This is a genomic window from Speluncibacter jeojiensis, from assembly GCF_029589495.1.
Taxonomy (GTDB): domain Bacteria; phylum Actinomycetota; class Actinomycetes; order Mycobacteriales; family Mycobacteriaceae; genus Speluncibacter; species Speluncibacter jeojiensis.
Genome location: NZ_JAAIVF010000001.1, coordinates 1047012 through 1073038, shown reverse-complemented (window position 1 = coordinate 1073038; position 26027 = coordinate 1047012). Strand labels below are relative to the sequence as shown.

At 69.4% G+C, this 26027-nt stretch carries 26 protein-coding genes and 1 tRNA gene; 10 read left to right on the top strand and 17 right to left on the bottom strand.

Going from position 1 to position 26027, the window contains the following annotated elements; genetic code table 11:
- Positions 1 to 39: 39 nt before the first annotated feature.
- The 3 genes from cysN to G4X40_RS04645 are packed head-to-tail and all read right to left on the bottom strand — an operon-like array spanning position 40 to position 3649.
- Entirely contained in the window at positions 40 to 1941 is a 1902-nt protein-coding gene (gene cysN, locus G4X40_RS04655; RefSeq protein ID WP_277830475.1) for a sulfate adenylyltransferase subunit CysN, read from the bottom strand.
- Positions 1941 to 2861, bottom strand: coding sequence for a sulfate adenylyltransferase subunit CysD (gene cysD, locus G4X40_RS04650; RefSeq protein WP_277830474.1), 921 nt, complete (start codon positions 2859 to 2861; stop codon positions 1941 to 1943). Before cysD ends, cysN begins: the two co-directional genes overlap by 1 nt.
- Positions 2858 to 3649 (bottom strand): 3'(2'),5'-bisphosphate nucleotidase CysQ, encoded by a 792-nt coding sequence (locus tag G4X40_RS04645; RefSeq protein WP_277830473.1) that lies wholly within the window; start codon positions 3647 to 3649, stop codon positions 2858 to 2860. The genes cysD and G4X40_RS04645 overlap by 4 nt, the downstream gene beginning before the upstream one ends.
- A 105-nt stretch (positions 3650 to 3754) precedes the next feature.
- Between G4X40_RS04645 and G4X40_RS04640 the strand changes: the two genes are divergently transcribed.
- From G4X40_RS04640 to G4X40_RS04630, 3 genes are all read left to right on the top strand, one after another.
- A complete protein-coding gene (locus tag G4X40_RS04640; protein WP_277830472.1) occupies positions 3755 to 4381 on the top strand; it encodes a TetR/AcrR family transcriptional regulator in 627 nt (208 codons plus the stop codon).
- Between the two features lie 230 nt (positions 4382 to 4611).
- The gene (locus tag G4X40_RS04635) at positions 4612 to 6099 is read left to right on the top strand and encodes an MFS transporter (RefSeq protein WP_277830471.1); all 1488 of its coding nucleotides are present in this window, start codon (positions 4612 to 4614) and stop codon (positions 6097 to 6099) included.
- A gap of 53 nt (positions 6100 to 6152) precedes the next feature.
- Entirely contained in the window at positions 6153 to 6992 is an 840-nt protein-coding gene (locus tag G4X40_RS04630) for a mycofactocin-coupled SDR family oxidoreductase (protein ID WP_277830469.1), read from the top strand.
- A 104-nt stretch (positions 6993 to 7096) separates the two neighbouring features.
- Here G4X40_RS04630 and G4X40_RS04625 read toward each other — a convergent pair whose 3' ends face one another.
- Positions 7097 to 8068, bottom strand: a complete 972-nt coding sequence (locus G4X40_RS04625; RefSeq protein WP_277830466.1) for an IclR family transcriptional regulator — start codon at positions 8066 to 8068, stop codon at positions 7097 to 7099.
- A gap of 105 nt (positions 8069 to 8173) precedes the next feature.
- Positions 8174 to 9136, bottom strand: coding sequence for an AraC family transcriptional regulator (locus G4X40_RS04620; protein ID WP_277830465.1), 963 nt, complete (start codon positions 9134 to 9136; stop codon positions 8174 to 8176).
- A 116-nt stretch (positions 9137 to 9252) separates the two neighbouring features.
- On the opposite strand from G4X40_RS04620, the gene G4X40_RS04615 reads away from it, so the two are divergent.
- A complete protein-coding gene (locus tag G4X40_RS04615) occupies positions 9253 to 9735 on the top strand; it encodes an anthrone oxygenase family protein (RefSeq protein ID WP_277830463.1) in 483 nt (160 codons plus the stop codon).
- 42 nt (positions 9736 to 9777) lie between these two features.
- On the opposite strand, the gene G4X40_RS04610 is transcribed toward G4X40_RS04615, so the two are convergent.
- Complete coding sequence (locus G4X40_RS04610; protein ID WP_277830462.1) at positions 9778 to 11400, bottom strand: GMC oxidoreductase; 1623 nt, start codon at positions 11398 to 11400, stop codon at positions 9778 to 9780.
- A 161-nt stretch (positions 11401 to 11561) separates the two neighbouring features.
- On the opposite strand from G4X40_RS04610, the gene G4X40_RS04605 reads away from it, so the two are divergent.
- Both G4X40_RS04605 and G4X40_RS04600 read left to right on the top strand, forming a co-directional pair.
- Positions 11562 to 12026: a Fur family transcriptional regulator gene (locus G4X40_RS04605; RefSeq protein ID WP_277830461.1), complete on the top strand. Its 465-nt coding sequence runs from the start codon at positions 11562 to 11564 to the stop codon at positions 12024 to 12026.
- Between the two features lie 2 nt (positions 12027 to 12028).
- Positions 12029 to 12448, top strand: coding sequence for an organic hydroperoxide resistance protein (locus G4X40_RS04600; RefSeq protein WP_277831280.1), 420 nt, complete (start codon positions 12029 to 12031; stop codon positions 12446 to 12448).
- Positions 12449 to 12499: 51 nt separating this feature from the next.
- Here G4X40_RS04600 and G4X40_RS04595 read toward each other — a convergent pair whose 3' ends face one another.
- Genes G4X40_RS04595 through G4X40_RS04580 form a run of 4 tightly spaced genes read right to left on the bottom strand, consistent with a single transcriptional unit; the run spans position 12500 to position 16433 of the window.
- The gene (locus G4X40_RS04595; RefSeq protein ID WP_277830460.1) at positions 12500 to 13705 is read right to left on the bottom strand and encodes an esterase/lipase family protein; all 1206 of its coding nucleotides are present in this window, start codon (positions 13703 to 13705) and stop codon (positions 12500 to 12502) included.
- Positions 13706 to 13720: 15 nt separating this feature from the next.
- A complete protein-coding gene (locus tag G4X40_RS04590; RefSeq protein ID WP_277830459.1) occupies positions 13721 to 14512 on the bottom strand; it encodes a DUF4097 family beta strand repeat-containing protein in 792 nt (263 codons plus the stop codon).
- Positions 14509 to 15159 carry a response regulator transcription factor gene (locus tag G4X40_RS04585; RefSeq protein ID WP_277830457.1) on the bottom strand — a complete coding sequence of 217 codons (651 nt, stop codon included), beginning with the start codon at positions 15157 to 15159 and terminating at the stop codon, positions 14509 to 14511. The genes G4X40_RS04590 and G4X40_RS04585 overlap by 4 nt, the downstream gene beginning before the upstream one ends.
- The gene (locus G4X40_RS04580) at positions 15147 to 16433 is read right to left on the bottom strand and encodes a sensor histidine kinase (protein WP_277830455.1); all 1287 of its coding nucleotides are present in this window, start codon (positions 16431 to 16433) and stop codon (positions 15147 to 15149) included. The genes G4X40_RS04585 and G4X40_RS04580 overlap by 13 nt, the downstream gene beginning before the upstream one ends.
- A gap of 168 nt (positions 16434 to 16601) precedes the next feature.
- Here G4X40_RS04580 and G4X40_RS04575 point away from each other — a divergent pair, with 168 nt between their 5' ends.
- On the top strand, positions 16602 to 17135 hold the full coding sequence (locus G4X40_RS04575) for a hypothetical protein (protein ID WP_277830453.1): 534 nt from the start codon (positions 16602 to 16604) through the stop codon (positions 17133 to 17135).
- A gap of 49 nt (positions 17136 to 17184) precedes the next feature.
- Positions 17185 to 17400 (top strand): dodecin, encoded by a 216-nt coding sequence (locus tag G4X40_RS04570; RefSeq protein ID WP_277830451.1) that lies wholly within the window; start codon positions 17185 to 17187, stop codon positions 17398 to 17400.
- A 138-nt stretch (positions 17401 to 17538) separates the two neighbouring features.
- Here G4X40_RS04570 and G4X40_RS04565 read toward each other — a convergent pair whose 3' ends face one another.
- The 4 genes from G4X40_RS04565 to G4X40_RS04550 all read right to left on the bottom strand — a co-directional run bounded on the left by G4X40_RS04565 (position 17539) and on the right by G4X40_RS04550 (position 19828).
- The gene (locus tag G4X40_RS04565; RefSeq protein ID WP_277830449.1) at positions 17539 to 17967 is read right to left on the bottom strand and encodes an SPW repeat protein; all 429 of its coding nucleotides are present in this window, start codon (positions 17965 to 17967) and stop codon (positions 17539 to 17541) included.
- 113 nt (positions 17968 to 18080) lie between these two features.
- On the bottom strand, positions 18081 to 18590 hold the full coding sequence (locus G4X40_RS04560; RefSeq protein WP_277830448.1) for a DUF2231 domain-containing protein: 510 nt from the start codon (positions 18588 to 18590) through the stop codon (positions 18081 to 18083).
- Between the two features lie 156 nt (positions 18591 to 18746).
- Positions 18747 to 18820, bottom strand: a tRNA-Pro gene (locus G4X40_RS04555).
- 33 nt (positions 18821 to 18853) lie between these two features.
- A complete protein-coding gene (locus G4X40_RS04550) occupies positions 18854 to 19828 on the bottom strand; it encodes a metallophosphoesterase (RefSeq protein ID WP_277830447.1) in 975 nt (324 codons plus the stop codon).
- Between the two features lie 140 nt (positions 19829 to 19968).
- Between G4X40_RS04550 and G4X40_RS04545 the strand changes: the two genes are divergently transcribed.
- A complete protein-coding gene (locus G4X40_RS04545; protein ID WP_277830445.1) occupies positions 19969 to 20481 on the top strand; it encodes a GatB/YqeY domain-containing protein in 513 nt (170 codons plus the stop codon).
- A gap of 102 nt (positions 20482 to 20583) precedes the next feature.
- On the opposite strand, the gene G4X40_RS04540 is transcribed toward G4X40_RS04545, so the two are convergent.
- Positions 20584 to 23010, bottom strand: coding sequence for a penicillin-binding protein (locus G4X40_RS04540; protein ID WP_408642135.1), 2427 nt, complete (start codon positions 23008 to 23010; stop codon positions 20584 to 20586).
- Between the two features lie 367 nt (positions 23011 to 23377).
- Here G4X40_RS04540 and G4X40_RS04535 point away from each other — a divergent pair, with 367 nt between their 5' ends.
- Positions 23378 to 23746 (top strand): WhiB family transcriptional regulator, encoded by a 369-nt coding sequence (locus G4X40_RS04535; RefSeq protein WP_408642134.1) that lies wholly within the window; start codon positions 23378 to 23380, stop codon positions 23744 to 23746.
- A gap of 96 nt (positions 23747 to 23842) precedes the next feature.
- On the opposite strand, the gene G4X40_RS04530 is transcribed toward G4X40_RS04535, so the two are convergent.
- A complete protein-coding gene (locus G4X40_RS04530) occupies positions 23843 to 24976 on the bottom strand; it encodes an ArsA family ATPase (protein ID WP_277830442.1) in 1134 nt (377 codons plus the stop codon).
- Positions 24973 to 25989: an ArsA family ATPase gene (locus G4X40_RS04525; RefSeq protein WP_277830441.1), complete on the bottom strand. Its 1017-nt coding sequence runs from the start codon at positions 25987 to 25989 to the stop codon at positions 24973 to 24975. The genes G4X40_RS04530 and G4X40_RS04525 overlap by 4 nt, the downstream gene beginning before the upstream one ends.
- Between the last annotated feature and the right edge of the window lie 38 nt (positions 25990 to 26027).

Genomic DNA, 26027 nt, shown 5'->3' with positions numbered 1-26027 from the left:
CTCCTTCCGTCATGAGTGGGTGGTACTCGGGAAGCGCAGTCAGGCGATGACGCCGCGCTCGCGCAGGTGCTCGATGATCCGCCGGCCGGCCTCGTCGGGAGCGGTCGTCGTCGTGTCGATTCGCAGTTCGGGCTGCTCCGGTGCCTCGTACGGGGAGTCGACGCCGGTGAAGTTGGCGAGCTCTCCGCGACGCGCCTTCTTGTAGAGGCCCTTCGGATCCCGTTGCTCGGCGACATCGATCGGGGTGTCGACGAACACCTCGCAGAACCGGTCGGTCCCGACCAGCTCGCGGGCCGCGTCACGCTCGGCACGGAACGGCGAGATGAACGACGCGATGACGATCAGACCGGCGTCGGCCATCAGTCGGGCGACCTCGGTGACGCGGCGGATGTTCTCCACTCGGTCCGCCTCGGTGAATCCGAGGTCGCGGTTGAGACCGTGCCGGACGTTGTCGCCGTCGAGCAGGTAGGTGTGGCACCCCAGTGCATAGAGTTGCCGCTCGAGTTCGTTGGCGATCGTGGACTTGCCCGAGCCGGAGAGTCCGGTGAACCACAGCACCTGCGGGCGATGACCCTTGAGCGTCGCCCGCGCCTGCTCGTTCACGTCCACGGCTTGCCAGTGGATGTTGTCGGAGCGCCGCAGCGAGTGCGCGATCATGCCGGCGCCGACGGTGGTGTTGGTGAGCCGGTCGATCAGGATGAAGCCGCCGGTGTCCCGGTTGGCGGTGTACGCGTCGAACGGCACCGGCCGGTCGAAGCTGATGTTGCACACGCCGATCTCGTTGAGCGCGAGCGTGTTCGTCGCGGTGTGCTCAAGGGTGTTGACGTTGATCTTGTGCTTGGGCTTGGTGATCCGAGCCTGCACGGTCATCGTGCCGATCTGGCAGAGGTACGGGCGCTCGGGCAGCATCTCGTGCTCGCCCATCCAGACCACGTGTGCCTCGAATTGGTCCGCCACCCCGGGCAACGCGTCCGCCACCGCGAGCACGTCGCCGCGGCTGACATCGATCTCGTCGGCGAGGGTGATCGTCACGGACTGCCCGGCGACGGCCTCGTCCAGGTCGCCGTCCATCGTGACGATCCGCGCGACGGTGGATTCCTTGCCGCTGGGCAGGACTCGCACCCGGTCTCCCGGCCGCACGACGCCGCCGACGATCTGTCCGGAGAAGCCGCGGAAGTCGAGGTCCGGCCGGTTCACCCACTGCACGGGCATCCGGAAGGGGCCGCCGGTGAGTTCCTCGGAGATCTCGACGGTTTCGAGGTGCTCGATCAGCGTCGGGCCCTGGTACCAGGGGGTGTTGGGGCTCCGGTCGGTGAGGTTGTCGCCCATGTACGCGGAAATCGGGATGGCGACGACACTGCCGAGGCCGATCTCGTCCGCGAATCCCGTGTACTCCTCGACGATCTCGTCGAAGACCTGTTGGGAGTAGTCGACCAGGTCGAGCTTGTTCACCGCGAGCACCACGTTACGGATGCCCAGCAGCGAAACCAGGTACGAGTGCCGACGAGTCTGGGTCAGCACACCCTTGCGGGCGTCGATCAGGATCACCGCGAGGTCCGCGGTGGACGCGCCGGTGACCATGTTGCGGGTGTACTGCTCGTGGCCCGGGGTGTCGGCGACGACGAACTTGCGCTGTTCGGTGGAGAAGTAGCGGTAGGCGACGTCGATGGTGATGCCCTGCTCACGCTCGGCGGCCAAGCCGTCGACCAGCAGCGCGAAGTCGAGCCCCTCGCCCTGGGTGCCGCTCTTGCGCGAGTCGGCCTCGAGCGCGGTCAGCTGGTCCTCGAAGACCAGCTTCGACTCGTAGAGCAGCCGGCCGATCAGGGTGGACTTGCCGTCGTCGACGCTGCCGCAGGTGATGAAGCGGAGCATGGACTTGTTCGCATGCCGGGCGAGGTACTGCTCGATGTCGTCGGCAATCAGATTGGACGGGCTTGTCATCAGAAGTAACCCTCCTGCTTCTTCTTCTCCATCGACGCGCTGCTGTCGTGGTCGATCACGCGACCCTGGCGCTCGGAGGTGGTGGTCAGCAACATTTCCTGGATGATGTCGGTCAGCGACTCGGCGGTGGACTCGACCGCACCGGTCAGCGGGTAGCAGCCGAGGGTGCGGAACCGCACGCTCTTGAGCTCGGGCACCTCGCCGGGCAGCAGCGGCATCCGGTCGTCGTCGACCATGATCAGTGCGCCGTCACGCTCGACGACGGGTCGCTTCGCGGCGAAGTAGAGCGGGACGATCGGGATGTTCTCCTGCCGGATGTATTCCCACACATCGAGTTCGGTCCAGTTCGACAGCGGGAAGACGCGCAGGCTCTCGCCGGGCGACTTGCGGACGTTGTACATCCGCCACAGCTCCGGGCGTTGCTGCTTGGGATCCCAGCGGTGCTCGGCCGAGCGGATCGAGAAGACCCGCTCCTTGGCGCGGGATTTCTCCTCGTCGCGCCTGGCCCCACCGAAGGCGGCGTCGAACTTGTAGAGGTCGAGGGCCTGCTTGAGCCCCTCGGTCTTCCACATGTGGGTGTGCGTCGCGGATCCGTGCGTGAACGGGTTGATCCCCTTCTCGATGCATTCGGGGTTCCGGTACACGATCAGGTCGAGGTCGCCCGCGCCCGCGGTCTCCTCGCGCAGCTTGTACATTTCGCGGAACTTCCACGTGGTGTCGACATGGAGCAGCGGGAACGGCAGCTTCGACGGGTAGAAGGCCTTGCGCGCGAGGTGCAGCATCACCGCGCTGTCCTTGCCGACGGAGTACAGCATGACGGGGTTCTCGCTCTCGGCGACAGCCTCCCTCATGATGTGGATGCTTTCCGCCTCGAGCCGTTCGAGGTGGGTCAGTGACTTTGTGGTGGTGGGACTGCTCATCGCCGAAGGGCCTCCAGTGCGTCGTCTGCCAGTTCGGGGCGGCAGATCAGTAGGTCGGGGAGCCAGGGGTTTTCCTGGTTGTAGATGGGTTCGGATCCGTCGATACGTGAAACATGAAGTCCGGCAGCGCGTGCGACGGCGACGGGGGCTGCGGAGTCCCACTCGTACTGTCCGCCGGCATGGGCGTAGATGTCGGCGTCGCCGCGGACCACGGCCATCGCCTTCGCGCCGGCCGAGCCCATTTCGATCAGGTCCGCGCCGAGCGCGGTGGCCATCGCCATCACCGGCTCGGGCCTGCGGGTACGGCTCACGACGACGCGCGGGGTCCGGGGCAGCGGCCGGGCGGGTGCGGTCACCTCCGCGGTCGAGTAGGTGGTGCCGAGCGCAGGCATCGCGACGGCGCCGGCGGTCAGCACTCCGTTCTCGACGAGCGCGACGTGGACAGCCCAGTCGGCACGGCCCGGCTCGCCGAACTCGCGGGTGCCGTCGAGCGGGTCGACGATCCAGACCCGGTCGGCGTCGAGCCGGGCGAGATCGTCGGCGCCTTCCTCGGAGAGCACGGCGTCGCCGGGGAACCGCTCACCGAGGACACCGATGAGGTACTCGTGGCTGAGCCGATCTCCGGCGGCCCGGATCTCGGCGGGATCGACACCTGTGGAGTCGAGCCGGCGACGGTGCTGGAGGAGCAACCGGCCTGCCGCGGTCGCGATTTCGGCAGCTGCCTGGCTGTCGCGATGCGTCGCGGGGATCGGGCGCCGCTCCGGCGAGAGTGCGGTGTCGTTGGTCATGGGAGTGACTGTAGCCACAGAATGAACAATGTTCAATGTCAAATCGAACATTGTTCATTCTGGAGCGGGCGGGCCGGTCCTGAGCTGGACGGATACGGTGACGCAGTGAGCGAATCGAACGGCAAATCGATCTACGGCGATGCGGAGGCGCGGCGCCGCCGCACCTTGGATGCGGCGGCCGCCCTGCTGGACGAGGGGGGCTACTCCGCGCTCACGATCAGATCGGTCGCCCAGCGTTCCGGCACCAGTACGGGCCTGATCTACCAGTACTTCGCGGACAAGCAGGAGATCTTCATCGCGCTGCTCAACGAGAGCCAGGTCGAGTCCGCAGCCTTTGTGGCCGCGCTGCCCCGTGACGGCGGCGTCGCATCGCTGATCGCGGCGGTCATCCCGCACGCGGCGCGGCAGTGGGCGCGCGTCGGGCGCATGACCGCAACCTGGCGTGACATCGAGCGCGGCGCCCGGTCCGAACGCGACTCCGTCCGCGAACTGCGCGTGACCGCGGAGCGGTACAACGCGGAACTGCGCCGGGCCCTTCTGGAGGCCGCGGAGGCGGAGGGCCGGAGGCTGCTCGACGATCCGGCGCTCCTCCGTTTCGTCCTGTCGGGAGTGATGGGCGTGTGCGACACCATCGTCAACAAGTGGGCGCCGGATCTCGATCCGACGGAGTTCGCCGAGTTCTCCGCCACCGTGATCACACGCGGGATCACCGCGCCGGGCGTCGCCGCATAGAGACGCCAAAAATATTGGCGTCCAGGGGAATTGCTGCACAGCTTCGCCGATCGCGACAGCGGTGCCCGGCGGAAAGGGGCCGGGTCCCACTGATCGAGAGTGGCTGCGCTTGTCGCTGGCGGAACGTGATTAGCGTCACGTCCACTTCGACTCCGGTCACCTCGAAGCTCCCCTGCGTGCCCGTCACGTTCGAAACCGTGGCGACGCGCCCCTGCCTCTGAAGGAAGACGATGGCGCTCAACCTCAATCCGGCCCACGGGCCGGTACCCAAGTCCCGGATCATCGCCGTTCTCGCGGTGATCATCCTGCTATCCGAGATCGCGACGTTCGAGTTCATGCTGGTGCTCCCGGACCTGCCGCACCTCGCCCAGCAGTTCCAAACCCTGAATGTCGCCTGGGTGTTCACCATCGTCTCGCTGGTGGGCGCCACCATCCAACCGCTGGTCGGCAAGGCCTCCGACAGGTGGGGCAAGAAGAACACGATCATCGCGCTGGCGGTGATCTTCGTGATCGGCAGCGTCCTCGCTGCCGTCGCCGGCAGTTTCTCGATGCTGCTGGTGGGCCGCGCGCTGCAGGGCTCGCTGGTCGGCATCGTCGGCATCTCCTACGGCCTGGTCCGCGACATCATCCCGCGCGAGACCGTCCCGGTCGCGCTCGGCGCCGTGGTGACCGGCATCGGCATGTCCGCCGTCGCCGGACCGTTCATCGCCGGTTGGCTCATCGACAGTTTCGGCTCGCAGTCGATCTTCTGGTTCATGGCGATCTACGTGATCGTGCTGATGCCCGTGTACATCGCGGTCGTGCCCGAGAGCGACGTGCGCGTCGACCGGCCCGTCGACTACCTGGGCGTCGTCCTGCTCGGCCCCGGGATCGGCGTGCTGCTGCTGGCCCTGACCGAGGGCGCCGACTGGGGCTGGGGGTCCGCCGGCACGCTCGGTCTGTTCGCGCTCGGCGCGGTGATGCTGGTCGGCTTCGTGATCTGGCAGCGGATCACCCCGAACCCCGTCATCGACCTGAAGATCCTGTTCGGCCGCAAGTTCGGTCCGACCGTCCTCGCCGTCGCCTGCGTGTCCTACATGCAGAGTGCCGACGCCGTCATCCGCCCGACCATGCTGGAGATGCCGCACATGCCGGGCATCTCCTACGGCGCCGGACTGTCCGCGATCGACTTCGCGATCTGGACCTTCCCGCTGGGCCTCGTCGGCATGTTCGCCGGCCCGCTCGGCGGCTACCTGTCCAAGAAGATCGGCGCCCGCTACGTGCTGATCACCTCCGCGGTGCTGTTCCTCGGCATCATGTTCGCGATGTCCACACTGCTCACCGTGCAGTGGCAGATCGGCGTGGTCAGCTTCTTTGCCGGCTTCGCGGTCGGCTTCCTCAACTCCTCGAACGGCAACCTCGTGCAGGACGCCCTGCCGAAGCAGCAGGGCGGCATCGGTAACACGATCGCGGGCATGACCGCACTGCTCGCCAGCGGCATCGCCTCCGCCGTCACCGGCGTGGTGATGTCCCAGCACGTGCTCATGGTGGTTCCCACCTCCCACGCGGTGCTGTACAAGGACGCGGCCCTGACCCAGGGGTATTACGTCGCGATCGCCGTCGGTGTGGTCGGCCTGATCGTGGCCGTGCTCATGAGGCACGGCCGCCGGCCCGCCCAGGGCGGCCTGGAAGAGGAGACCACAACCTCGACCCCCGCCGACCACACGATGGCGGCCTAGCCGGGCCACCAAAGCCGAAAGTGTCACCGCATGAATGAACGGAAGGGCAAGTCATGAAGGACGAATTCACCGGCCGGGTAGCGCTGATCACCGGCGGAGCACGAGGCCAGGGCCGCTCCCACGCGGTCGCGTACGCCGAGCGCGGCGCGGACGTGGTGCTCGTCGACCGGTGCGAGGACCGCGAGGTGATCGGCCACCCGATGGCGACCAAGGAGGACTTCGCCGAGACTGTGCGTCTCGTCGAGGCCGCCGGCGGACGCTGCCTGGCGACCCGGGCCGACGTCGCGGACCGGGCGGCGCTGGACGCGGTGGTCGCCCAGGCCACCGCCGAGTTCGGCCGCATCGATATCGCGATCGCCAACGCGGGCGTGTCCGCGGCGGCGCCGGTGCAGGCCACCAGCACCGAGATGTGGAACGAGGTGGTCGGCACCAACCTCACCGGTGTGTTCAACACCCTCGCCGCCGTCGCCCCCGGCATGATCGACCGTGGTTACGGCCGGATCGTGACGATCTCCTCGATGCTCGGCCGCGCGGGGAACACCAACATGGCCGCGTACAGCGCCTCCAAGTGGGGGGTGATCGGTTTGACCAAGAGCGCCGCCCTCGACCTTGCCGGGCACGGGATCACCGTCAACGCGATCGCGCCCGGCAACATCGCCACCGGGATGCTGCACAACGACGCCCTCTACCGGCACCTGCGTCCCGATCTCGACAACCCCGGGCCCGACGACATCGAGCACATCATGCGAGGCCTGCACGCGCAGCCCGTCGCCTGGCTGGACCCGGCCGAGATCACCCGGGCGGTGCTGTTCTTCACCGCCGAGGCCGCGGCGCACGTCAGCGGCACCGTTCTGCCAGTTGATGCGGGCAACGCCGCCCGTGTCACCGCCTGAACCGGAAGGCGCCAGTGCCTCGTGGAACAGCCCGGTGGACGGCGGCGCCTTCCGATCACTTCCAGCGCAGACGGACACGACTGCAGGCCAACGAGGTCGATCAGCTACGTCGCATGAGAAGTATTGCTGATCTTTATGTTCGGGGCGGCCGGCTGATCCGCGTCCTGTGGGTACAGCTCGAGGGACGTCTGCCGGACAGCCTCGACGAGGAGCGGCGCGACGTGCCCGAGGGTCGCATGGCTCGATTCGGGGCAGAGGCAGATCGCCGCCACCGGGCCATCAGATCCACTTATCGCCATTGCGACGCTGGCGAAATTCATGGTGCCGGTGTGGTCGATCGAGAGTCCGCGGCGCCGCCGGATCTGGTCGAGTTCCTTGTGTAGGCCGCCCAGTGTCCAATCGCGCGGGTTGCTGGGCCGTCGCAGATTGTCGTGAACCAACGTGTCGATGTGCTGTGGATCGAGTCCTGCGAGCATCGCGCGTCCGCCGGTGGTGATGTGGGCGGGGTTGCGCCCGCCGACGCGCGAGGCCAGCGACGCCGCGAATCTGCCGCCGATCTTGTCGAGGTAGATCTCGTCTGGGCCGTCCAGAACGGCCAGGTGTACAGCGGCGCCTGTGCGCAGGTGCAACTCGTGCAGGTGCGGCGCGGCGGCCTTGCGGATCTCGCCGATCTCACAGGGCTTGGCGTCGTGCCCGCCCAGGCCGAGCGCGCGCCGGCCCGGGGTGTAGCCGAAAGAGCCGTGGTTGATCCAGTGCAGATATATCAGCTGGTCGAGTATGCGGTGCGTTGTCGACTGCGGAAGCCGGGTCCGATCTGCGATCTGCTTGAGGGTCAGCCGTGTCGAGGGTCGATCGAACGCATCGAGGATCAGCGTCATCCGTTCCAGCATCGACTTGGGAAGATCACGACCCGTAGGGCAGGCCGACAGCGCCGGGGGCGCCACTGAACAGACCGCGGAGGCCGGACCTGTCGTCGCGTGGGTGGCCGCCACATGCTGGTCAGCGGCGTCGGTGGTCATGATGTGACTGTAACCACAGAATGAACGATGTTCAATGAAGCTTTGAACACCCTTCATCCCGTGCGCTCAGCCGCCGGCCGAGATCACCTGCGCGATTACGAACAGCGGACGAGCCGCCGACCGGACAGCCCGGTCGGCGGCTCGCGTGCGTGGAAGCGAACCTCAGGAACTCGCGGGTACGCGGAAATCGTCCAGTCGCGTGGACCGATGTGTCTGCGGGCTGCAGCCGTGATGCCGCTTGAACGCCGTGCTGAACGTGAACGGGCTGCCGTATCCCACCTTTCGGGCGACCGAGGCGACCGTGGCGTTCGGCTCCAACAGCAGATCGGCCGCGAGGGTGAGGCGCCACCCCGTCAGGAAGGCCATCGGCGGCTCGCCGACCAAGGTGCTGAAGCGCCGTGCCAACGCCGCCCGGGAGACGCCGACCTCGCCGGCCAGCGCGGCGACGGTCCACGGTTGCTCGGGGTTGTTCTGCAGCAGGCGCAGCGCGCGTCCGGCGACCGGATCGGCGTGCGCGCGGTACCAGGCGGGGGCATCCGCATCAGGCCGGGAGAGCCAGGCACGCAGCGCCGCGACGACGAGCAGGTCCAGCAACCGGTCGAGCACCGCCTCCTGACCGGGTTCGTCCTTGCCGATCTCGTCGGCGAGCAGTGGGATGACCGGGCAGTCCCACTGGCCGTCACACATCACGATCAGCCGGGGCAGCACGTCGACCAGACGCCGGCTGATCACGCCGTCGCCGGAGTAGGTGCCGGTCAACATGACCGTCGCGCCCTGCGCGGTGTTGCCCCACGTCCGCACACCCTGACTCATCGACTCGGCGACGGTCACGCCCTCGACAGTGGTGCACACCTGCCCGGGACCGATGATCACCTGCGGGGCCGTGTCCGGTGAGTCGGCGACGATGTAGTGGTCCGGTCCGCGCATGATCGCCACATCGCCGGGGTGCAGCGGCCGCGGATCGTCGCCCTCGTAGCGCACCCACGCCGTGCCGCGCACCACTGCTGCGATCGTCAGCGGCGCTTCGTCTTTGATCCACAGGGACCACGGCGGATCCAGTACCGAGCGGAGCAGGAACGCGCCGCGGGCGCGCGGTCCGTCGAGGAAGCCGACCAGTGCGTCCATGCGTAGACGATAACGAATGCTGTTGAGCGCTTCGGCTATGGAGAGTGTTGCCGTGCGCCGGTTGACTCGTTTCCATGACGACGACAACTCGTACCCGACGCGGACGGAGAAGCCCGGTGATCGAGAACTTGTCCCGCGGATTGACGGCCGCCGCAGCGATCGGTGCAGCCCTGAGCGCCGGTGTGTACCTCGCGTTCTCGACGTTCGTCATGCCCGGACTGCGAAAGCAGTCGCCGCCGCAGGCGATCAGCGCGATGAACTCGATCAACAGGGCCGCCCCGAGCAGTCCGCTGTTGATGCTGGTGCTGTTCGGCACCGCCATCGTGTGCGTGCTCGCGATGGTCGCGGGGATCAAGCGCCACGACGCGGCGACCGCATGGCAGATCGCCGGCTGCGTGCTCTACCTGATCAGCGTGCTCATCCTGGTCGGATACCACGTCCCCCACAACGACGAGTTGATGAAGGTCGACCCGGACAGCCCCGGCGCAGGCGCGGTCTGGTCGCACTTCTACTCGGCGTGGATGGCCTGGAACCACGCCCGCACACTGGCCGCGTTCGGTGGTGCGACCGCTCTGGTCCTGGCCCTGCGGGCGCGCTGAGCGCCGCCCCCGACGTCCGCCAGGTGCGGTCGGGCCGGCGGTTCAGCCTCCGGCCGAGATGACCTGCGCGATGTTGCGTTCCGCCAGTGCGGTGATCGTCAGCGACGGGTTGACCGTGCCGGTGCTGCCCGGGATCAGCGCGCCGTCCATGACGTACAGGCCGCGGTAGCCCTTGACCCGGCCGAAGCCGTCGGTCACGTCTCCCAGCACCGCACCACCGAGCGGGTGCGCGGTGAACGAGGTGTTGATGTCCGGTGCCATCGGACCGGCGCCGGGGACGGTGTGCCCGGCCGCGGCCATCCGGTTCTGCATGCGGCGCAGGGCATCCACACCGGCACGCGCCCCAGGCCAGTCGAGCACCACCCGGTCGGTCCGGCGGTCGTAGTGGAACGACCCGCGGGCCGGGTCCATCGTCATGCCCAGCGAGGCGAGCATCGCGATGTCCTTCGACAGCCCGGCCACGAACCAGTTCTCCATGCTCACCGGCAGCCCCGAATCGTCGACGACCCGCGACGCGCACGGTGCGGCCTGGTCACCCAGGAAGTCCTCGTTCGGCGCGAAGCTGCGGACCATCGCGGCGTCGCCGTTGGTGCCCCAGCCGCGCCCGACCCGTTCGTCGAGCGCCGGCAACGAGCCGGTGTCCCGCGCGCGGACCAGCAACTCGGTGGTGCCGATCGAGCCGGCGCCGAGCACCAGGCGGTCGCAGGTGATCGTGGAACTGCGCACCACCGCGCCGGCCGGGTCGCGCTGGTCGACCCGCAGCCAGTACCGTCCGTCGGCCTCACGGCCGATGGCACGCACCGTGTGGCCGTGGCAGATCCGCGCGCGCCCGGTCGCCTCGGCGGCCGGCAGATAGTTCTGGTTCAGGTCGTACTTCGCGCCGTCGGAGTTTCCGAAGTCGCTCTCGCCGGCCAGCGCCGAGCGGCGGGCGCGTCCCGCGGCCTCGTCGCGGACCACGTTCCAGTTCCAGATGCCGTCGACCGCCATCGGCCGGTAGCCGGCGGCCCGCGCATCGGCGTCCCAGCGGCGCGAATGAGCGAACTCCGGCCGGCCGTACAGATCTCCCGGCACCGGACTCAGCCGCAGCTGCGCGCGCACCTTCGGGTACCAACGCGAGGCCATCTCGTCGTAGCCGAGGCGGCCGCCGAAGACCTGCTCGAAGAACCGCCGCTCCGGCGCGATCATCACTCCGGTGAACACGATCGACCCGCCGCCGACGGCGGCGCCGCGCCAGACTGACAGCCCGGGGTAGTCGGTGACGTCGAGGACGCCGGCGAAGTCGTCGCACAGGACCGGGAGTCCGGTCGGGTTGGTGAAGTGGGTGCGGTGATAGAGCGCCCGGCCGTCGGCCAGCATGTCGGTGGTGAAGATCTCCCGCCACGGGCTGCGCGGCCAGCGCAGGCCGCGTTCGAGCACGGTCACCTGCTGACCGGCCTGCGCGAGCCGCAGCGCGGCGGCGGAGGCGCCGAAGCCGGAGCCGACGACGATCACCTCGGAGTGGGCGGGCGGCAGCGGCGGCGGCGCGAACAACTCCGGCACCATCCGGCGGTAACTGTCGATGCCGATCGGCAACGCCTGCGCCGGTCGCGACGACCCGAACGCCTGGGCCAGCGCGGCCGCGGCGACACCGGCGCCGGCGGACTTGAGAAACGCCCGTCGATACACTGCTGAACCACGCTCCCCTCAGTCCGGCGCGCGCCGGTTCTTCCTGCGCGCCTCCCCGTAGGCGCCGAGCCAAGGCATTCTAACCACCCGTGATCATCTCCCGGGCCCCGGATCGGCCGCTTTATCTTGACCGACTCCAGACAAAGCGCATACTGGGAGTCATGCACGACAGCGACGGTGATCCCCGGGTGCTGCTGCGCGCTGCGGGACTGCGGGTGACCGCGCCGCGGCTCGCGGTCCTGAAGGTCGTCGCCGCGCACCCGCATTCGGACGCGGATCGCGTCGCCACCGATGTCCGGCGGGAGCTCGGCTCCGTCTCCACGCAGGCCGTGTACGACGTGCTCAAGGCCTGTGTCGGGGCGGGAATCCTGCGCCGGATCGAGCCGGCCGGGTCGCCGGCCCGGTTCGAGGCCCGCACCGGCGACAACCACCATCACCTGGTCTGCCGGTCCTGCGGCGCCGTCACCGATGTCGACTGCGTCGTCGGGCACGCGCCGTGCCTGGACCCGTCGGACACGCACGGCTACCTCGTGGACGAGGCCGAGGTCGTGTTCTGGGGACTGTGCCCCTCCTGCCGATCCGCTCCGATGAACGTCAACCCAACGAACACAAGGAGTTCCGAATGAGCCTGAATGTCGCGTACACCGCCACGTCGACCTCCACCGGTGACGGCCGCAACGGTCACGTCGCCTCCTCCGACGGTCGCCTGGACTTCGACGTCAAGTTCCCGAAGGAGATGGGCGGCCCGGGCGGTGCGACCAACCCCGAGCAGCTGTTCTCGGCGGGCTGGGCGGCCTGCTTCCACCAGGCGGTGCGCAACGTGGCCAAGGACATGGGCCTGACGCTCTCCGGTGACACCGTGAAGGTGGACGTCGGCATCGGCCAGGACGAGACGGGGAACTTCGGCCTCGCCGGCACCATCACCGGGACGCTGCCCGGACTGACCCAGACTCAGGCCGACGAGGTCATGGAGAAGTCGCACCAGATGTGCCCGTACTCGCGCGCCACCAGCGGCAATGTCGACGTGACCGTCACCGCGACCGTCTGAGTCGCCCGAGCTGTCCTCATGGGCGGGCGGTCTGCTGCGGCAGTCCGCCGCTCACTCGTCGGAGGTCAACTCCCGCAACAACTCTGCGACCCGTCGGTGTTCGAGCAGTCGCAGGTGGCCGGTGTCGGGCAGCACCACGGTCTCGGCGAGCGGACCGCGCGCGCTACGCATGCTCACCAGGCCGTCACCGAGGCGGTCGGCCCACCAGCACTCCGGGTCCTCGGCCAGCGTGGCGACCACGCCGACATGCCGAACCCCTTCCGTCAGCGGTAGGTCGGTGCCGTGGCGTAGGGCATCGTCGACGGTGTGGCGCAGCCCGGCGAACTCGCCCATGGTCCGGCCCTCGGGAGCCATCTTCAACGCCTCGGCCAGTTGCCGGGAGCCCCGGTTCACCGGCGCGCCCAGATGGGGCGTGCCGAGATAGCACGCCGTCCGTACCAGCGGCAGCCACAGGTCGGATTCCGTTGCAGCACAGGCGTGCCGGACCACCAGTCCGCCGATCGAATGCCCGACGAGGTCGATCCGTCGCGGCGGCACGGTCCCCGGACCCGGCCACCCGGCGACCAGTGCGGCGAGCATCCGGGACAGCTCGCGGCCGTTGTCGGCGACCGACCGCGCCGGATCCAGGCGCAGGATCACCGGCGTGCACCCCAGCTCGGCCAGGCCCGCGACCACCGTGCCCGAGCCGCCGGTGCGGTACCACCACGCCTGCTCGGTCGCGCCGAGCGCGTGCACCAGGACCACCGCGTGGTCGGTCACTGGGGCGCCGTCGGTGAGCAGCACCGTCGACGAGCCGAAACGGCGCAGGTGCTGGTGCGTTCCGAGCACGGGCGCGCCCTCTGCCTCTGCCGCCGACTCCGTCTCGGCTTCTGCCTCGTCCTCACTCTCGCTCGGATCGCCGTCGACGACCCCGTGGATCGTGCCGACGATGATCGAACTCTCGGCATCCGCGTAGGACACCGCGTCCTCGGGCAGGACCTCGGCGGCCGTGCTGATCATCCCGGTCAACGCCGTCGCGCCCGCCCGCACCCCGGCGTAGGTGAGTTCGGCGAGGCTGTCGTGCGCGGCGCGTGCCGGCGCGGCCACCGGCCCGAGGCGCCGGAGTGAACCCAGAGCGCCGAACACGCGGTCGGCCAGCGCGCGGTGCGCGTCCTGGACCGGATGGCTGATCAGGTCCACCGCCTGCTCGAACATGCTTGCAGCCGAACGGACCTCGTTGCGGCTCGGATCGTCGTCGGGCCACTGATGAACCGGCATGGGGGCACCTCCTGGTCAGCGGACGCTGACGATGATGTCACCATCGGCGGTCGCCGCGTCGATCGAGCGGGGCGCGGCCGGATCGACGGGGACGGTCACGGTGGCGACACCGCCCTCGGCGTCGGTGCGCACCGCGGACGGCAGGGGGTCGTGGATGCGCACGATCACGTCCCCGCCGCCGGAATGCGCGTCGACGAGGTCGGGCGGGGCGTCGAAGTTCATGTCGACCTCGCCGCTCGCGCTGCGGGCGCGCACCTGGGCCGAGCGGGCGCCGCTGACGGTGATGTTGCCGTTGCCGGTCTCGGCGACCACCGGACCGGTGGGGTCGATGACGGTGACCTCGCCGTCGTCGGTCGCGACGGCCACGTTCGAGCGCAACCCCTCCACGAGGACCGACCCGGTGACCAACTGCACTCGCAGTGCCAGGTCCGGCGGCACGGCGATCTCCAGCCGCACCCGGCACCGGCTCAGCGCGGACTCCGGGCACGAACTCGTGATCAGCGAGTTGCCGTCCGCGAGGTCGACGCGGGGTGGACTGCCGCGGTACCGCCCGCCGGCGTGCACGTGGATCCGTCCGTCGTCCGAGGAGACGAACGTCGCGTCGCCGACCCCACGCAGGCGCAGCACGTCGCCGTGGGGGGTGACGGTGGCGTCGAACAGGAAGGTCCGATGACCGGACAGCAGGACCCCCACGATCAGCCAGACGGCCAGGCCCACCACCACCAGCAGCGCCGGACCGCCGGCGAGCAGCACCCGGTGGCGGGTGGTCTCGAGCGTGGGATGCCGGACGGGATCGGTTTGGCTCACGACTCGGCGCCCAGATACCGCAGCACGGCGTGCACCCGACGGTGCTCGCCGCCCGAGGTGCTCAGTCCGAGCTTCAGGAAGATGTTCGTGATGTGCTTCTCCACGGCCGCCGAGCCGATGCACAGCTCGGATCCGATGCCCGCGTTGGACATTCCGCGGGCCATCGCGGCGAGGACCTCGCGCTCGCGGGGGCTGAGCGTGGCGAGGGGGTCCTGGCGGCGGCTGCGGGCCAGCAGCTGACTGATCACGTCCGGGTCGATCGCGGTGCCCGCGTCGGCGACCCGGGTCACGGCCTCGTAGAACTCCTCGACGTCGGCGACCCGGTCCTTGAGCAGGTAGCCGACGCCCTGCGAGCTGTCGCCGATCAACTCGGTCGCGTAGCGCTCCTCGACGTACTGCGACAGCACCAGCACCCCGATGTCCGGCCACTGCCGCCGGATGACCAGCGCCGCGCGCAGACCCTCGTCGGTGAAGGTCGGCGGCATCCGCACGTCGACGATGCACACGTCCGGCCGATGCTCCGCGACGGACCGCAGCAACTGTTCGCCGTCGCCGACCGCGGCGACCACCTCGGCGCCCTGCTCGATCAGGAGGCTGCGCACCCCCTCGCGCAGCAGCACCGAGTCCTCGGCGATCACGATGCGCACGGCACCTCCACGGTCACCGTCGTCGTCCCCGTCGCCGGGCTGTCGATGTGCAGCGTGCCGTCGATGCCGCTGAGCCGGTCCGCGATGCCGGTCAGCCCGCCGCCGGGAACCGGATGCGCTCCGCCGCGGCCGTCGTCGATGATGACCGCGCGCAGCCGGGCCGGGGTGCGCGTGACGCGGACCCACGCGTGCGAGGCGCCGGCGTGCTTGGCGACGTTCGTGAGTGCCTCGGCGACAACGAAATACACGATCGCCTCGAGGGTCGCCGGGGGACGGTGCTCGCCGGTGAGCTCGGGTGCCACTTCGATCGAGACCGGGATGGGCGCGCGGGCGGCCACCGCGGACAGTGCGGCGTCGAGTCCGCGGTCGGTGAGCACCGGCGGGTGCAGCCCGCGGGTCAGGTCCCGCAGTTCGGTGATCGACGCCTTCGCCTCCCGGTGCGCCTGGTCGACCAGTTCGCGGGTGACCGGATCGGCGTCGGGGCCGAGCCGGGACCGCACCCGGCCCAGCAGCATGGCCAGCGACACCAACCGCTGCTGCGCCCCGTCGTGCAGGTCGCGTTCGATGCGGCGCCGCTCGGCTTCCGCGGAGTCGACCACACGCTGGCGGCTGGTGGTCAGCTCGGCGACCCGCTCGGTGAGGGTCTGCGGCGCCAGCAGCGCACGCGCCGCCACCACGTCGAGGTCGGCGAGCCAGCGGATGAGCACCGGGGTGGCCAGGAACAGGAAGATCAGCGCGCACGCGGCGGCGACCGCCGTACCGAACCAGGTGTGGATGGTCACCGGGCCGAAGTCCGCGGACCGGGTGGGGTAGTTGCGCCAGTAGCCGGGCAACGCGGCCAGCGCGATCGGCCCGGCGAGCAACGCGACCACGCCGCCGACGGTGAGCACGGTCAACGGGATCCGCAGCGCCCAGTACCCGACGCTGCGCCACAGCGTCCGTGCGGTCAGCGCCGTGTGCGCCCGCTCGCGTGCTGAGCCGGCCGTCTCGACCGCGGTGGGCTCGCCGATCTCGGCGCCCAGGGTGATCAGCATGGGCCGACGCTGGAACCGGCTCAGCCGCAGCAGCAGTGCCGCGGACCAGACCGGCAGCGGCAGGCCGATGTACACGAGCGGGTAGAGCAGCAGGGACAGCGCGAACAGCAGCAACAGTGCCAGCCCCGCCAGGCCGGTGACCGCGTCGAAGAGCAGCCCGATCGCGGCCAGCCACAACTCGGACGCGAACGGTGCGCGCGCCGGGTCGGTCGGAATGCGCAGGGACCGGGTGCTGGTCACGTCGTCCACCGCCCTCCGGTCTGCGTCCCATGATGGGTCTCGGGCCCACGATATTGGATCGCGACGTGCCTCCTTGACCGTTGACGGACGACGGGTAGGGAAAACCCTACCCACGGTTGGTGGGTTGGCGGTGCCGACAACGGGGGTCGTCGCCAGCACGATGGAGGCGTGGCTCCTCTCTCCGCCGGTTCCGCCCTGTCCGTGATCGCATCAGGTGGTTCCGCCGTGCGCGAATGGCCGCCGGTCGCGTGGCTGCGCCGGCTCGGGCTCAAGGGGATCGTCGCGCTGATCGCCGGCGGCATGGTGGCCTGGATGCTGCCGTGGGTCGGCTACCTGGGCAACACGCTGCCCTCCATCGCACTGGCGCACAACTGGGCCGCCGCGTGGATCGGGCTCGACCTCGGGATCGCAGCATTTGCCGCAGCCACCGTATGGCTGATCCGGCGCCACGACCCGCGCAGCGCACTGACCGCGGTCGCCGGTGCGGCGCTGCTCGCGATGGACAGCTGGTTCGACATCTGCACCTCCGCGCCGGGCGCCGGCAAGATGCTGGCCATCGGGCTCGGCGTGGGCCTGAACCTGCCGCTCGCGGCGGGTGCGGTGTGGTTCGCGGTGCGCACCCTCGGGCGGGCTCTCGCGGTCGCGCAGAAGGATGTCGGTGCGGCCGGGGACCGGTCGCAAACGCCGGTGCCGACACGCTGATCCGGCGTACGCTCGCGGAATACCCGGCCCTCTCGAGAGAGGATTTGCCATGAGCGATCACGTCTACCGGGTCACCGAGGTCGTCGGCTCCTCGAGCGTCGGCTACGACGACGCCATCCGCAAGGCTGTCTCGCGGGCGGCGGCGACGATCCGCAACTGCGAGTGGTTCGAGGTGGTGCACACCCGCGGCCACGTCGTCGACGGGTCCGTCGCCCACATCCAGGTGACCGTCAAGGTCGGCTTCCGGGTCGACGACGAGGACTGATCGGGCTTTTTTCTGCCGGCCTTCGGACGTGAGTCCCGGGGCAGAACTGAGCGGGGAGGGTAGCCCCGGCACCGTCCCCGCTGTCCTCACACGGTCACCTCACCGGACTTGCCGGCCGGGGCCGTGTGCGACTCGTGCTCACTTGCGCATACGCATCATCCCCATACCCGCGACGCCCATCCCCAGCAGCAGCACGACGGCGCCGCCGACGACGTTCGACCAGATCATTCCGGCGGTCGTGGATACTCCGACGACGACCCACGGGCTGATGATCATCCACACACCCAGTGCCGGCACGGTCCACGCGAGCCCGTGGAACCGGCCGTGCGCCGAACTGAACCCGATCGCCAGCACGGCCACGGCCAGACCTGCGATGAGGTTGCTCATCATCAGGTTCGTCGTGCCGTGGAACCCGATGATCCAGGGCGACACGGCCATGTACAGGCCGGCCAGCAAGGTCAGACCATCGGTGAACTGTCCAACCGGAGTCCCTGCAGCCTGGTCGTAGTGTTCACGAAGCGCGGCGATGTCAGGGTGCTTCTCAATGGGCAGGTTCGCTGTCGACATGATGCACTCACCTCCTTGAGACGGTGAGAGGCGGAACAGACCCTCTCTAATCAATGATATTTCCCAGGTAAAGGGGTTGATTCGTTATCAAAGGCGGTGACCGCGCCTCGGCGTCACCGGGGTGCGGTCGCGGCCGTCGACTGGTCGTGCCAGACGGCCTTCGCGCCGCTGTCGCCGATCCGGTACACCTGCACCACCGACCCGACCGCGACGAGCACGGCGAGAACCGCCACGGTGACGGTCACGCCCCGTCCGGTCACCGCCCGGCGCGCCCACCCGGTCAGCCGTGCACGAAAACGGTCCTGCTGCACCGCCCACGACACGGCGGACACGACGAACACCGCAGCGGACCAGTACAGCAGCGTGTCCCCGAGGTGCGCGTGGGCCCGCACGAGCGGATCCCGCGCGGTGTGGTGCTCGAGCCACTCGCCGGCATGCGTCGTGAGCGGTACGAGGACCAACGCCACCAGCGCGACTGCCGGGGTGAGCACGCCCAGTCGCCTGCGGGCCGCGGGCCAGCACGCGGACAGGATCAGCAGAAGCGCCGCCAGCGGCACGAGCACCACCACGAAGTGGACGAACAGGACATGGGCGGGGAGCCCGTTGACGGTGGTCGGTCCCATAACGTTCGGCGTCTCCTTCGGGGCGGGGATCTCCGAAGGCTATGCAGCACCGCTGTGGCCGCGCTGAGAGCCGACTGGGGGAACGGTCGATGCGTGAAAGGTCGATGAAAAAAGACCGCCTCCGCTCTGAAGATCAGAGCGGAGGCGGTCTGTGTGTCGGGGTGGCGGGATTCGAACCCACGACCTCTTCGTCCCGAACGAAGCGCGCTACCAAGCTGCGCCACACCCCGGTTTCGACCCTTGCGAATCGAACCTTGGCGAGTCTAACGCACGCCTGCCTCAGATCGCGAAACGTGCTGTTCAGCGCCGGTTTCCGGACCGCTTTCGGGGTCCCGATCCTGGTTGGCGACGAGGGTGAGCAGGGTGGCCTCGGGGCGGCAGCAGAACCTGGCCGGCGCATACGGCGACGTTCCGATGCCGGCGGAGACGTGCAGGCGCATGTGCTCGCCCCACTGCGACGCGCCCTTGACCCGTGCCCGGTCGATCTGGCAGTTCGTCACCAGCGCGCCGTAGAACGGCAGGCACAGCTGGCCCCCGTGGGTGTGACCGGCGAGCACGAGATCGTAGCCGTCCTCGGCGAACCGGTCGAGCACGCGCGGTTCCGGCGAGTGCGTCAGGCCGAGCCGCAGGTTCGCCAGCGGATTGGGGCGTCCGGCGACCGTCTCGTAGCGGTCGCGGTGCAGGTGCGGGTCGTCGACCCCGGCGGCGGCGATCCGCACGCCGGCCACCTCGAACTCGCGCCGCACGTGCGTCGCGTCGAGCCAGCCGCGCTCGGTGAACGCCGCCCGCAGGTCCTGCCAGGGCAGCGGCTCGCCGTGCACCCGCTTGTGATTCTTCTTGAAGTACTTGAGCGGGTTCTTCGGTTTCGGCGCGAAGTAGTCGTTGCTGCCGAAGACGAACAGGCCGGGCCGGGCGAGCAGGCCGCCGAGCGACTGCACCACGGCCGGCACCGCCCGCTGGTGCGACAGGTTGTCGCCGGTGTTGACCACCAGGTCAGGGTCCAGCTCGTCCAGCTCGCGCAGCCACGCCTGCTTGAGCCGCTGGTTCGGCATCATGTGCAGGTCGCTCAGGTGCAGCACCCGCAGCGAGGCGGAGCCGGGTTCGAGCACCGGCAGCGTCACTTCCCGCAGGGTGAACGCGTTGCGTTCGATCAGCGTCGCGTAGGCGAGTCCGGCCGCGCCCACACCGGCGGCGGCCACGGCGGAACGGGTGATCTGTTGCTGCGAAAGAGGTGACACGGAGTCCAGGGTACGGCAGCCGGTGCGGCGGGCGACGTCGCGAAGATCCCGCGCGAGCGGCCGGGGTGCGGGATCGGCGCCGGTCGGCGGCGCGACTCGAGGGTGCGTCCGGCACCCCGCGGCGCGTAGCGTCTGTGCCCATGTCCGATCACCCCGATTCCGACCATGACGACCAGGCCCGGCAGGGCTCGAACCTGAAGACCAGGATCCGCGCGGACCTGACCGGGGCCATGAAGGCCAAGGACGCCACCAGGACCGGGACGCTGCGGATGGTGCTGGCCGCGATCCAGACCGAGGAGGTCGCGGGCAAGCAGGCACGCGAACTCGGCGACGACGACGTGCTCAAGGTGCTCACGAAGGAGGCCAAGAAGCGCGCCGAGGCGGCGGCGGTGTTCGCGGAGAACGGTCGCGACGAGCTGGCGGCCAAGGAACGCGCGGAGGGCGAGATCATCGCCGGGTACCTCCCGGCGCAACTCGACGACGACGAGCTGGGCCGGCTGGTGGACAAGGCCGTCGCGGAGGTCGCCGAGCACCTCGGCGAGCAGCCCGGGATGCGGCAGATGGGGCAGATCATGAAGGCCGCGTCCGCGCTGGTGTCCGGGCGGGCCGACGGCAGCCGGGTCTCGGCAGCGGTCAAGGCCCGGCTGGGCTGAACCGATCTGCTGAGCGGCCGACCGGAAAGGCCGACGGAAAAGCGGCTGGCTCGGACACGATGTCCGAGCCAGCCGCTTTTCGGTTGCTGTCGTGCTGCGCGGTCAGTTGCCCGGCGACGGCGACGGCGCCGGCGGCGACAGCGGCGGCAGCTGGATCGGCGGCAGCCCCGGCACCGAGATCGTCGGCGGTGTCACCGGGGTGGTCGGCTTCGGTGCGGGCCTGCGCCCGGTCCCGTCACTGACGTTGATCGTGATGGTCGAGCCCGGTACCGCCGAGCCGCTGGGCGCGGTGCTGACCACGTTGCCGCGCTGGGCCGCGTCGGTCACCGTGACGGCGTTGACCTGGAACCCGACCGCTTGCAGCTCGGCCGTCGCCGCGGACTTGGTCAGCCCCGTGACGTTCGGCACCTGACTGTTCGGCGAACCCTTCACGTACGTCGGGTCCTCCGGTGGCAGCGCCGGCGGCGGGAACTGGCCGATCACACCCTGCATCGCCTGATACCAGGCCGCGGCGGGCTCGTTGCCGCCGTAGACGTTGCCCTCACCGCAGGGCCGCAGCGGCGACGTACAGATCGATCCGGGGTTCGAGCCGTCGTTGTAGACGTACGCGACGCCGGCGTAGGACGGTGTGAAGGCCAGGAACGCCGAGGACCGGTAGGTCTCGGTGGTGCCGGTCTTGGCGGCGACCGGCGCAGTCCAGTGCTCCTTGGCCGCCGAACCGGCCGACGTGCCGCCGGGCAGGTGGTCGTGGCCCATGCCGTTGGCCAATGTGTTCGCCAGGCCGGGGGAGACGACCTGCTCACAGGCGGCCTCGGTGATCGGCACCGGCTTGCCGTTGCGGTCGAAGACACCGGAGATCGGTGTCGGCGGGCACCACTTGCCGCCGGAGGCGAGGGTGGCCGCGACGTTCGAGAGTTCGAGCGGGTTGACCGGGGTCGGGCCGAGCGTGAACGACCCGCGGTTCTCGTCCTTGATGATCTGCGCCATGCTGCGCCCGTCGACCCCGGAACTGCCGGGATCGGCGTACGAGCGCAGCCCCAGGCGCACCGCCATGTCCACCGCCGGACCCACCCCGACCTGCTGGAGCAGCTTGACGAACGCGGTGTTCGGCGAGGTCGCCAGCGCCTGTGTCAGCGACATCTCCGGCGCGTACTTGCCGGCGTTCTTGACGCAGTACGAGTCCGCCGGGCAGCCGACCGCGCCGCCGTGGCCCATGCCCTTGGCGATGTACAGCGGCGGCACCTGCATCGTGGTGTCGAGGCCCAGGCCCTTCTCCATGGCGGCGGACACCGTGAACAGCTTGAAGATCGAGCCCGCGCCGTCGCCCTCCATCGCGAACGGTTCGGGCTGGACGGTCTCGTCCTTCGCGGTGTCGAGTCCGTAGGTGCGGCTGCTGGCCATCGCGAGCACCTTGTGGTTGTCCTGGCCGGGCGCGATGATGTTCATGACCTCGGCGATGCCGTCCAGCGACGGGCTGGCCTGCGTGTCGAGCGCGTTCTTGACGGAGTCCTGGACCGACGGGTCGAGCGTGGTCTTGATCAGGTATCCGCCCTTGTTGATCTGCTCCTGGCTGATGCCGGCGTTCTCGAGATACTTCAGCGCGTAGTCGCAGAAGAAGCCGCGGTTGCCCGCCGCGATGCAGCCGCGCGGCAGCTCGTTCGGCTGCGGCAGCACCCCCAGCGGCTCCTTCATCGCCGCGTCGCCCTGCTGTGGGGTGATGGCCTGCGTCGACACCATCGACTCGAGCACGGCGTTGCGCCGGGTCGTGACCGCGTCGGCGTTCGTGTAGGGGTTCAGCCGCGAGGGGGACTGCACCATGCCGGCGAGCATCGCCGCCTGGGTCAGCGAGAGGTCGGCGGCGTTGACCCCGAAATAGGTCTCGGCCGCGTCCTGGACGCCGTAGGACCCGTTGCCGAACGACACCAGGTTCAGGTACCGGGTGAGGATCTCGTCCTTGGTGAGGGTCTTGTCGAGTGTCAGTGCCATCCGGATCTCGCGCAGCTTGCGGGCGACCGTCGTCTCCACTGCCTTGCGTCGCTCGGCGTCGGTCTGCGCGACGACCAGCAACTGGTAGTTCTTGATGTACTGCTGGTCGATCGTGGACGCGCCCTGTTCGACCTGACCGCTGCCGGTGTTGGTGAGGAACGCGCGGATCGTGCCCTGCCAGTCGACGCCGTGGTGCTGTGCGAAGCGCCGGTCCTCGATGGAGACCTGCGCCAGCTTCATGTAGTTGGAGATCTTGTCGCTGGGGACCTCGAAGCGACGCTGGTCGTAGAGCCATGCGATCGGCTTGCCGTTGGCGTCGACCATGGTCGACACCGCCGGGGCATCGCCCTGGAGAACCTCGGCCGAGACGCTGTCGGCTGTCTCGCTGGCCTTGTTCACGGCGACCCCGAAGCCGCCGACCACGGGAAACAGGATTCCGGCGACCAGCGCGCCGCCGAGTGTCGTGAACCCGGCGAGTTTCCAAAAGGCTTTTGCAGACGGCACGACCCCCAGACTACGCACGGACGGGCCGCGTTCGTCCATCTGTCGGGGGCGTGGCACGGACGTGGCGTGAGCGGGCCGAGGCGTGGCGTGAACGGGGCGCAGACGTGATCGGCCGCTCCTGCTAGCCGGCTGCTAGCCACCGGAGGACGGGTCCGGTTTGTCCAAACGGACAAATGGGAGGTTGCGCCGAGGGCTTTCCGTCGCCTAAGTTCATCGGCAGTGTGATTCAGCTAACAATTGACCCGGAAATGTGACGCGGAGGGCTCGGGAAATGTTGGGGCCATACGTTGATCGTCCCGGGGGTGCCGCACCCGCGGCGTCGACACGAGCAAAGGGGGCATTCTTCATGCGAATGACCGCTCATCAAACAGTTGCTGCACAGACGACCACCCACGGGGCCGGGTTGATGCAGTCCAGCTCGTCCACGGCAGGTTCACCTCCCCATTCGGAAAAGTCGCGCACCGTCGGTACGCCGGCCTTCTCCGTCGACCAGTCCGAGGCGCGCATCGCCTGGGTCTCCCAGGCCAGCTGCCGCGGCATCGACCCCGACCAGCTCTTCGTCCGGGGTGCCGCGCAGCGCAAGGCCGCGACCATCTGCCGGCATTGCCCGGTGCTCATGCAGTGCGCAGCCGATGCACTCGACAACCGGGTCGAGTTCGGTGTGTGGGGCGGCATGACCGAGCGTCAGCGCCGCGCGCTGCTCAAGCAGCACCCCGAGGTCGACTCCCGGGCGGAGTTCTTCGAGCGGCAGCGCGCCCGCCAGCACGCCGTGTGACACCGATTCGGTAGCGGTACAGGGCTCGGCGGTCGCGTGGCGATCGCCGAGCGTGTTTCTCGGGCCGTCGGTTTCTCGGTGTCGGTTTCTCAGGCGTCAGCCCGGAATGCCCACCAGCTGGTCGCCGATGGCGCGCAGCGCGTCGAGGTCGGAGACCTCGAACGGCAGGGACGGCACACCCACGATCGGCACCCGCGGATGGGCGCCGGTGAAGCGGTTCAGCAGCCGCACCTCGCGTTTGGCCGTGACGGCCCGCTCCGCGTGGATGCGCAGGACACCGCCGGTCAGCGCGGCATCCGTCAGGTCGTGATCCCCGGCGGCCAGCTCGTCCAGTTCCTCGGCGCCGGCCAGTGCCCGCTCGGCGGGCAGCGCCGACAGCGTGGGGTGGGTGCGGTTGAGCACCAGTCCGGCGAGCGGCATGGTCTCGGTGGTGAGCCGTTCGACGAAGAACGACGCCTCCCGCAGCGCATCCGGTTCGGCCGCCGCGACCACGAAGAATTCGGTGCCGGGCTGCCGCAGCAGTTCGTAGGTGTGGTTGGCGCGCTCACGGAATCCGCCGAACAGGTCCTCGAACATCTGCACCATCATCGACGCGTCCGCGAGCATGCTGCTCCCGACGACGGTGGACACCGCCTTCATCGCGAGGCCGACCGCGCCGGTCACCACCCGGCGCAGGCCCCGGCCGGGGGCGAGGAACAGCCGGATCATCCGCCCGTCGAGGAACGCACCGAGACGCTGCGGCGCGTCGAGGAAGTCCAACGCGTTGCGCGACGGCGGGGTGTCCACGACGATCAGGTCCCAGTCGCCCTTGGCTGCGAGCTGACCGAGCTTCTCCATCGCCATGTACTCCTGCGTGCCGGAGAACGACGAGGCCACGGTCTGATAGAAGGGGTTGTCCAGGATCTGCTGGGCGCGCTCGGGGGTCGCGTGTTCGAGCACCATGTCGTCGAACGTGCGACGCATGTCGAGCATCATCGCGAAGAGCTTGCCGGTCACCTCGTCGCCGAGTCGGACCGGTTGCGGGGTGTTGCCGAGGTCCTGCACGCCCAGCGCCTGCGCAAGCCGCTTGGCCGGATCGATGGTCAGCACCACGACGGTGCGGCCCATCTCGGCGGCCCGCAGTCCCAGCGCGGCCGCGGTGGTGGTCTTGCCGACCCCGCCCGCACCGCAGCACACGATCACCCGGGTGTTGCGATCCCCGAGGATCGCGCCCACGTCGAGCCTGCTCATCGGACCCCCTGCTCGGTGAGGTGTTCGGCGAGTTCGTACAGGCCGCCCAGGTCGACGCCGTCGACCAGCTTGGGCAACGTCAGCTGCGCCACCTGCAGCTCGTCGAGGCGGTCGGCGCTCTCGCGCTGGGCGGCCAGCCCGATGGCGTGCTCGATGGCCTCGGTGAGCAGGCCGGCGAAGTCGTCGCCGTCGACCTCGAGGCCGATACGGTCGAGATCGCGCCGGATCGCCTCGGAGTCGATGTGTCCCTCGGCCGCCCCGTCCAGCGCGGGGGCGGGAAGGTAGCCGTTCTCGCTGCGGTTGACCACTACCGAACCGATGCGCAGGTCTGCCGCCCTCAGTTCCGCCACCGCGTCGGCGGTCTCCTGCACCGGCAGCGCCTCGAGCAGCGTGACCAGGTGCACCATCGTCCGGTCCGAGTGCAGCAGCCGGATCACGCCCTCGCTCTGCGAGCGGATCGGACCGCCCTTCGCGAGGTCTGCCATGGCGCGGGTGACGTCGAGGAAACTGCCGATCCGGCCGGTCGGCGGCGCGTCGACGACGACGGCGTCATAGACGGGGCGACCGGAGTCGGCGGTGCGGACCGCGCACTCCTTGATCTTGCCGGTGAGCAGCACGTCCCGCAGGCCGGGGGCCAACGTGGTCGCGAACTCGACCGCGCCGATCCGCTTCATCGCCTTCCCGGCGAAGCCCAGGTTGTAGAACATGTCGAGGTATTCGAGGAACGCGGCCTCGATGTCGATGGCCAGTGCGGTGACCACGCCGCCGCCGTCCGCCACCGCGACCCGCGTCTCGGCGTAGGGCAGCGGCGGGACGTCGAAGAGCTGCGCGATGGTCTGCCGCCCCTCCACCTCGACCAGCAGCACCTTGCGGCCCCCGGCGGCCAGCGCGAGTGCGAGCGCGGCGGCGACCGTGGACTTGCCGGTGCCGCCCTTGCCGGTGACGAAGTGCAGTCGCGCGGCCCCGGCCGCAGCGGGCCAGCCGGGTTCGGACGAGGGTGCGGGTGTCGACACGGGGGTGAGCTTATAAGGCCCGCGGATCGGTCCGGTGC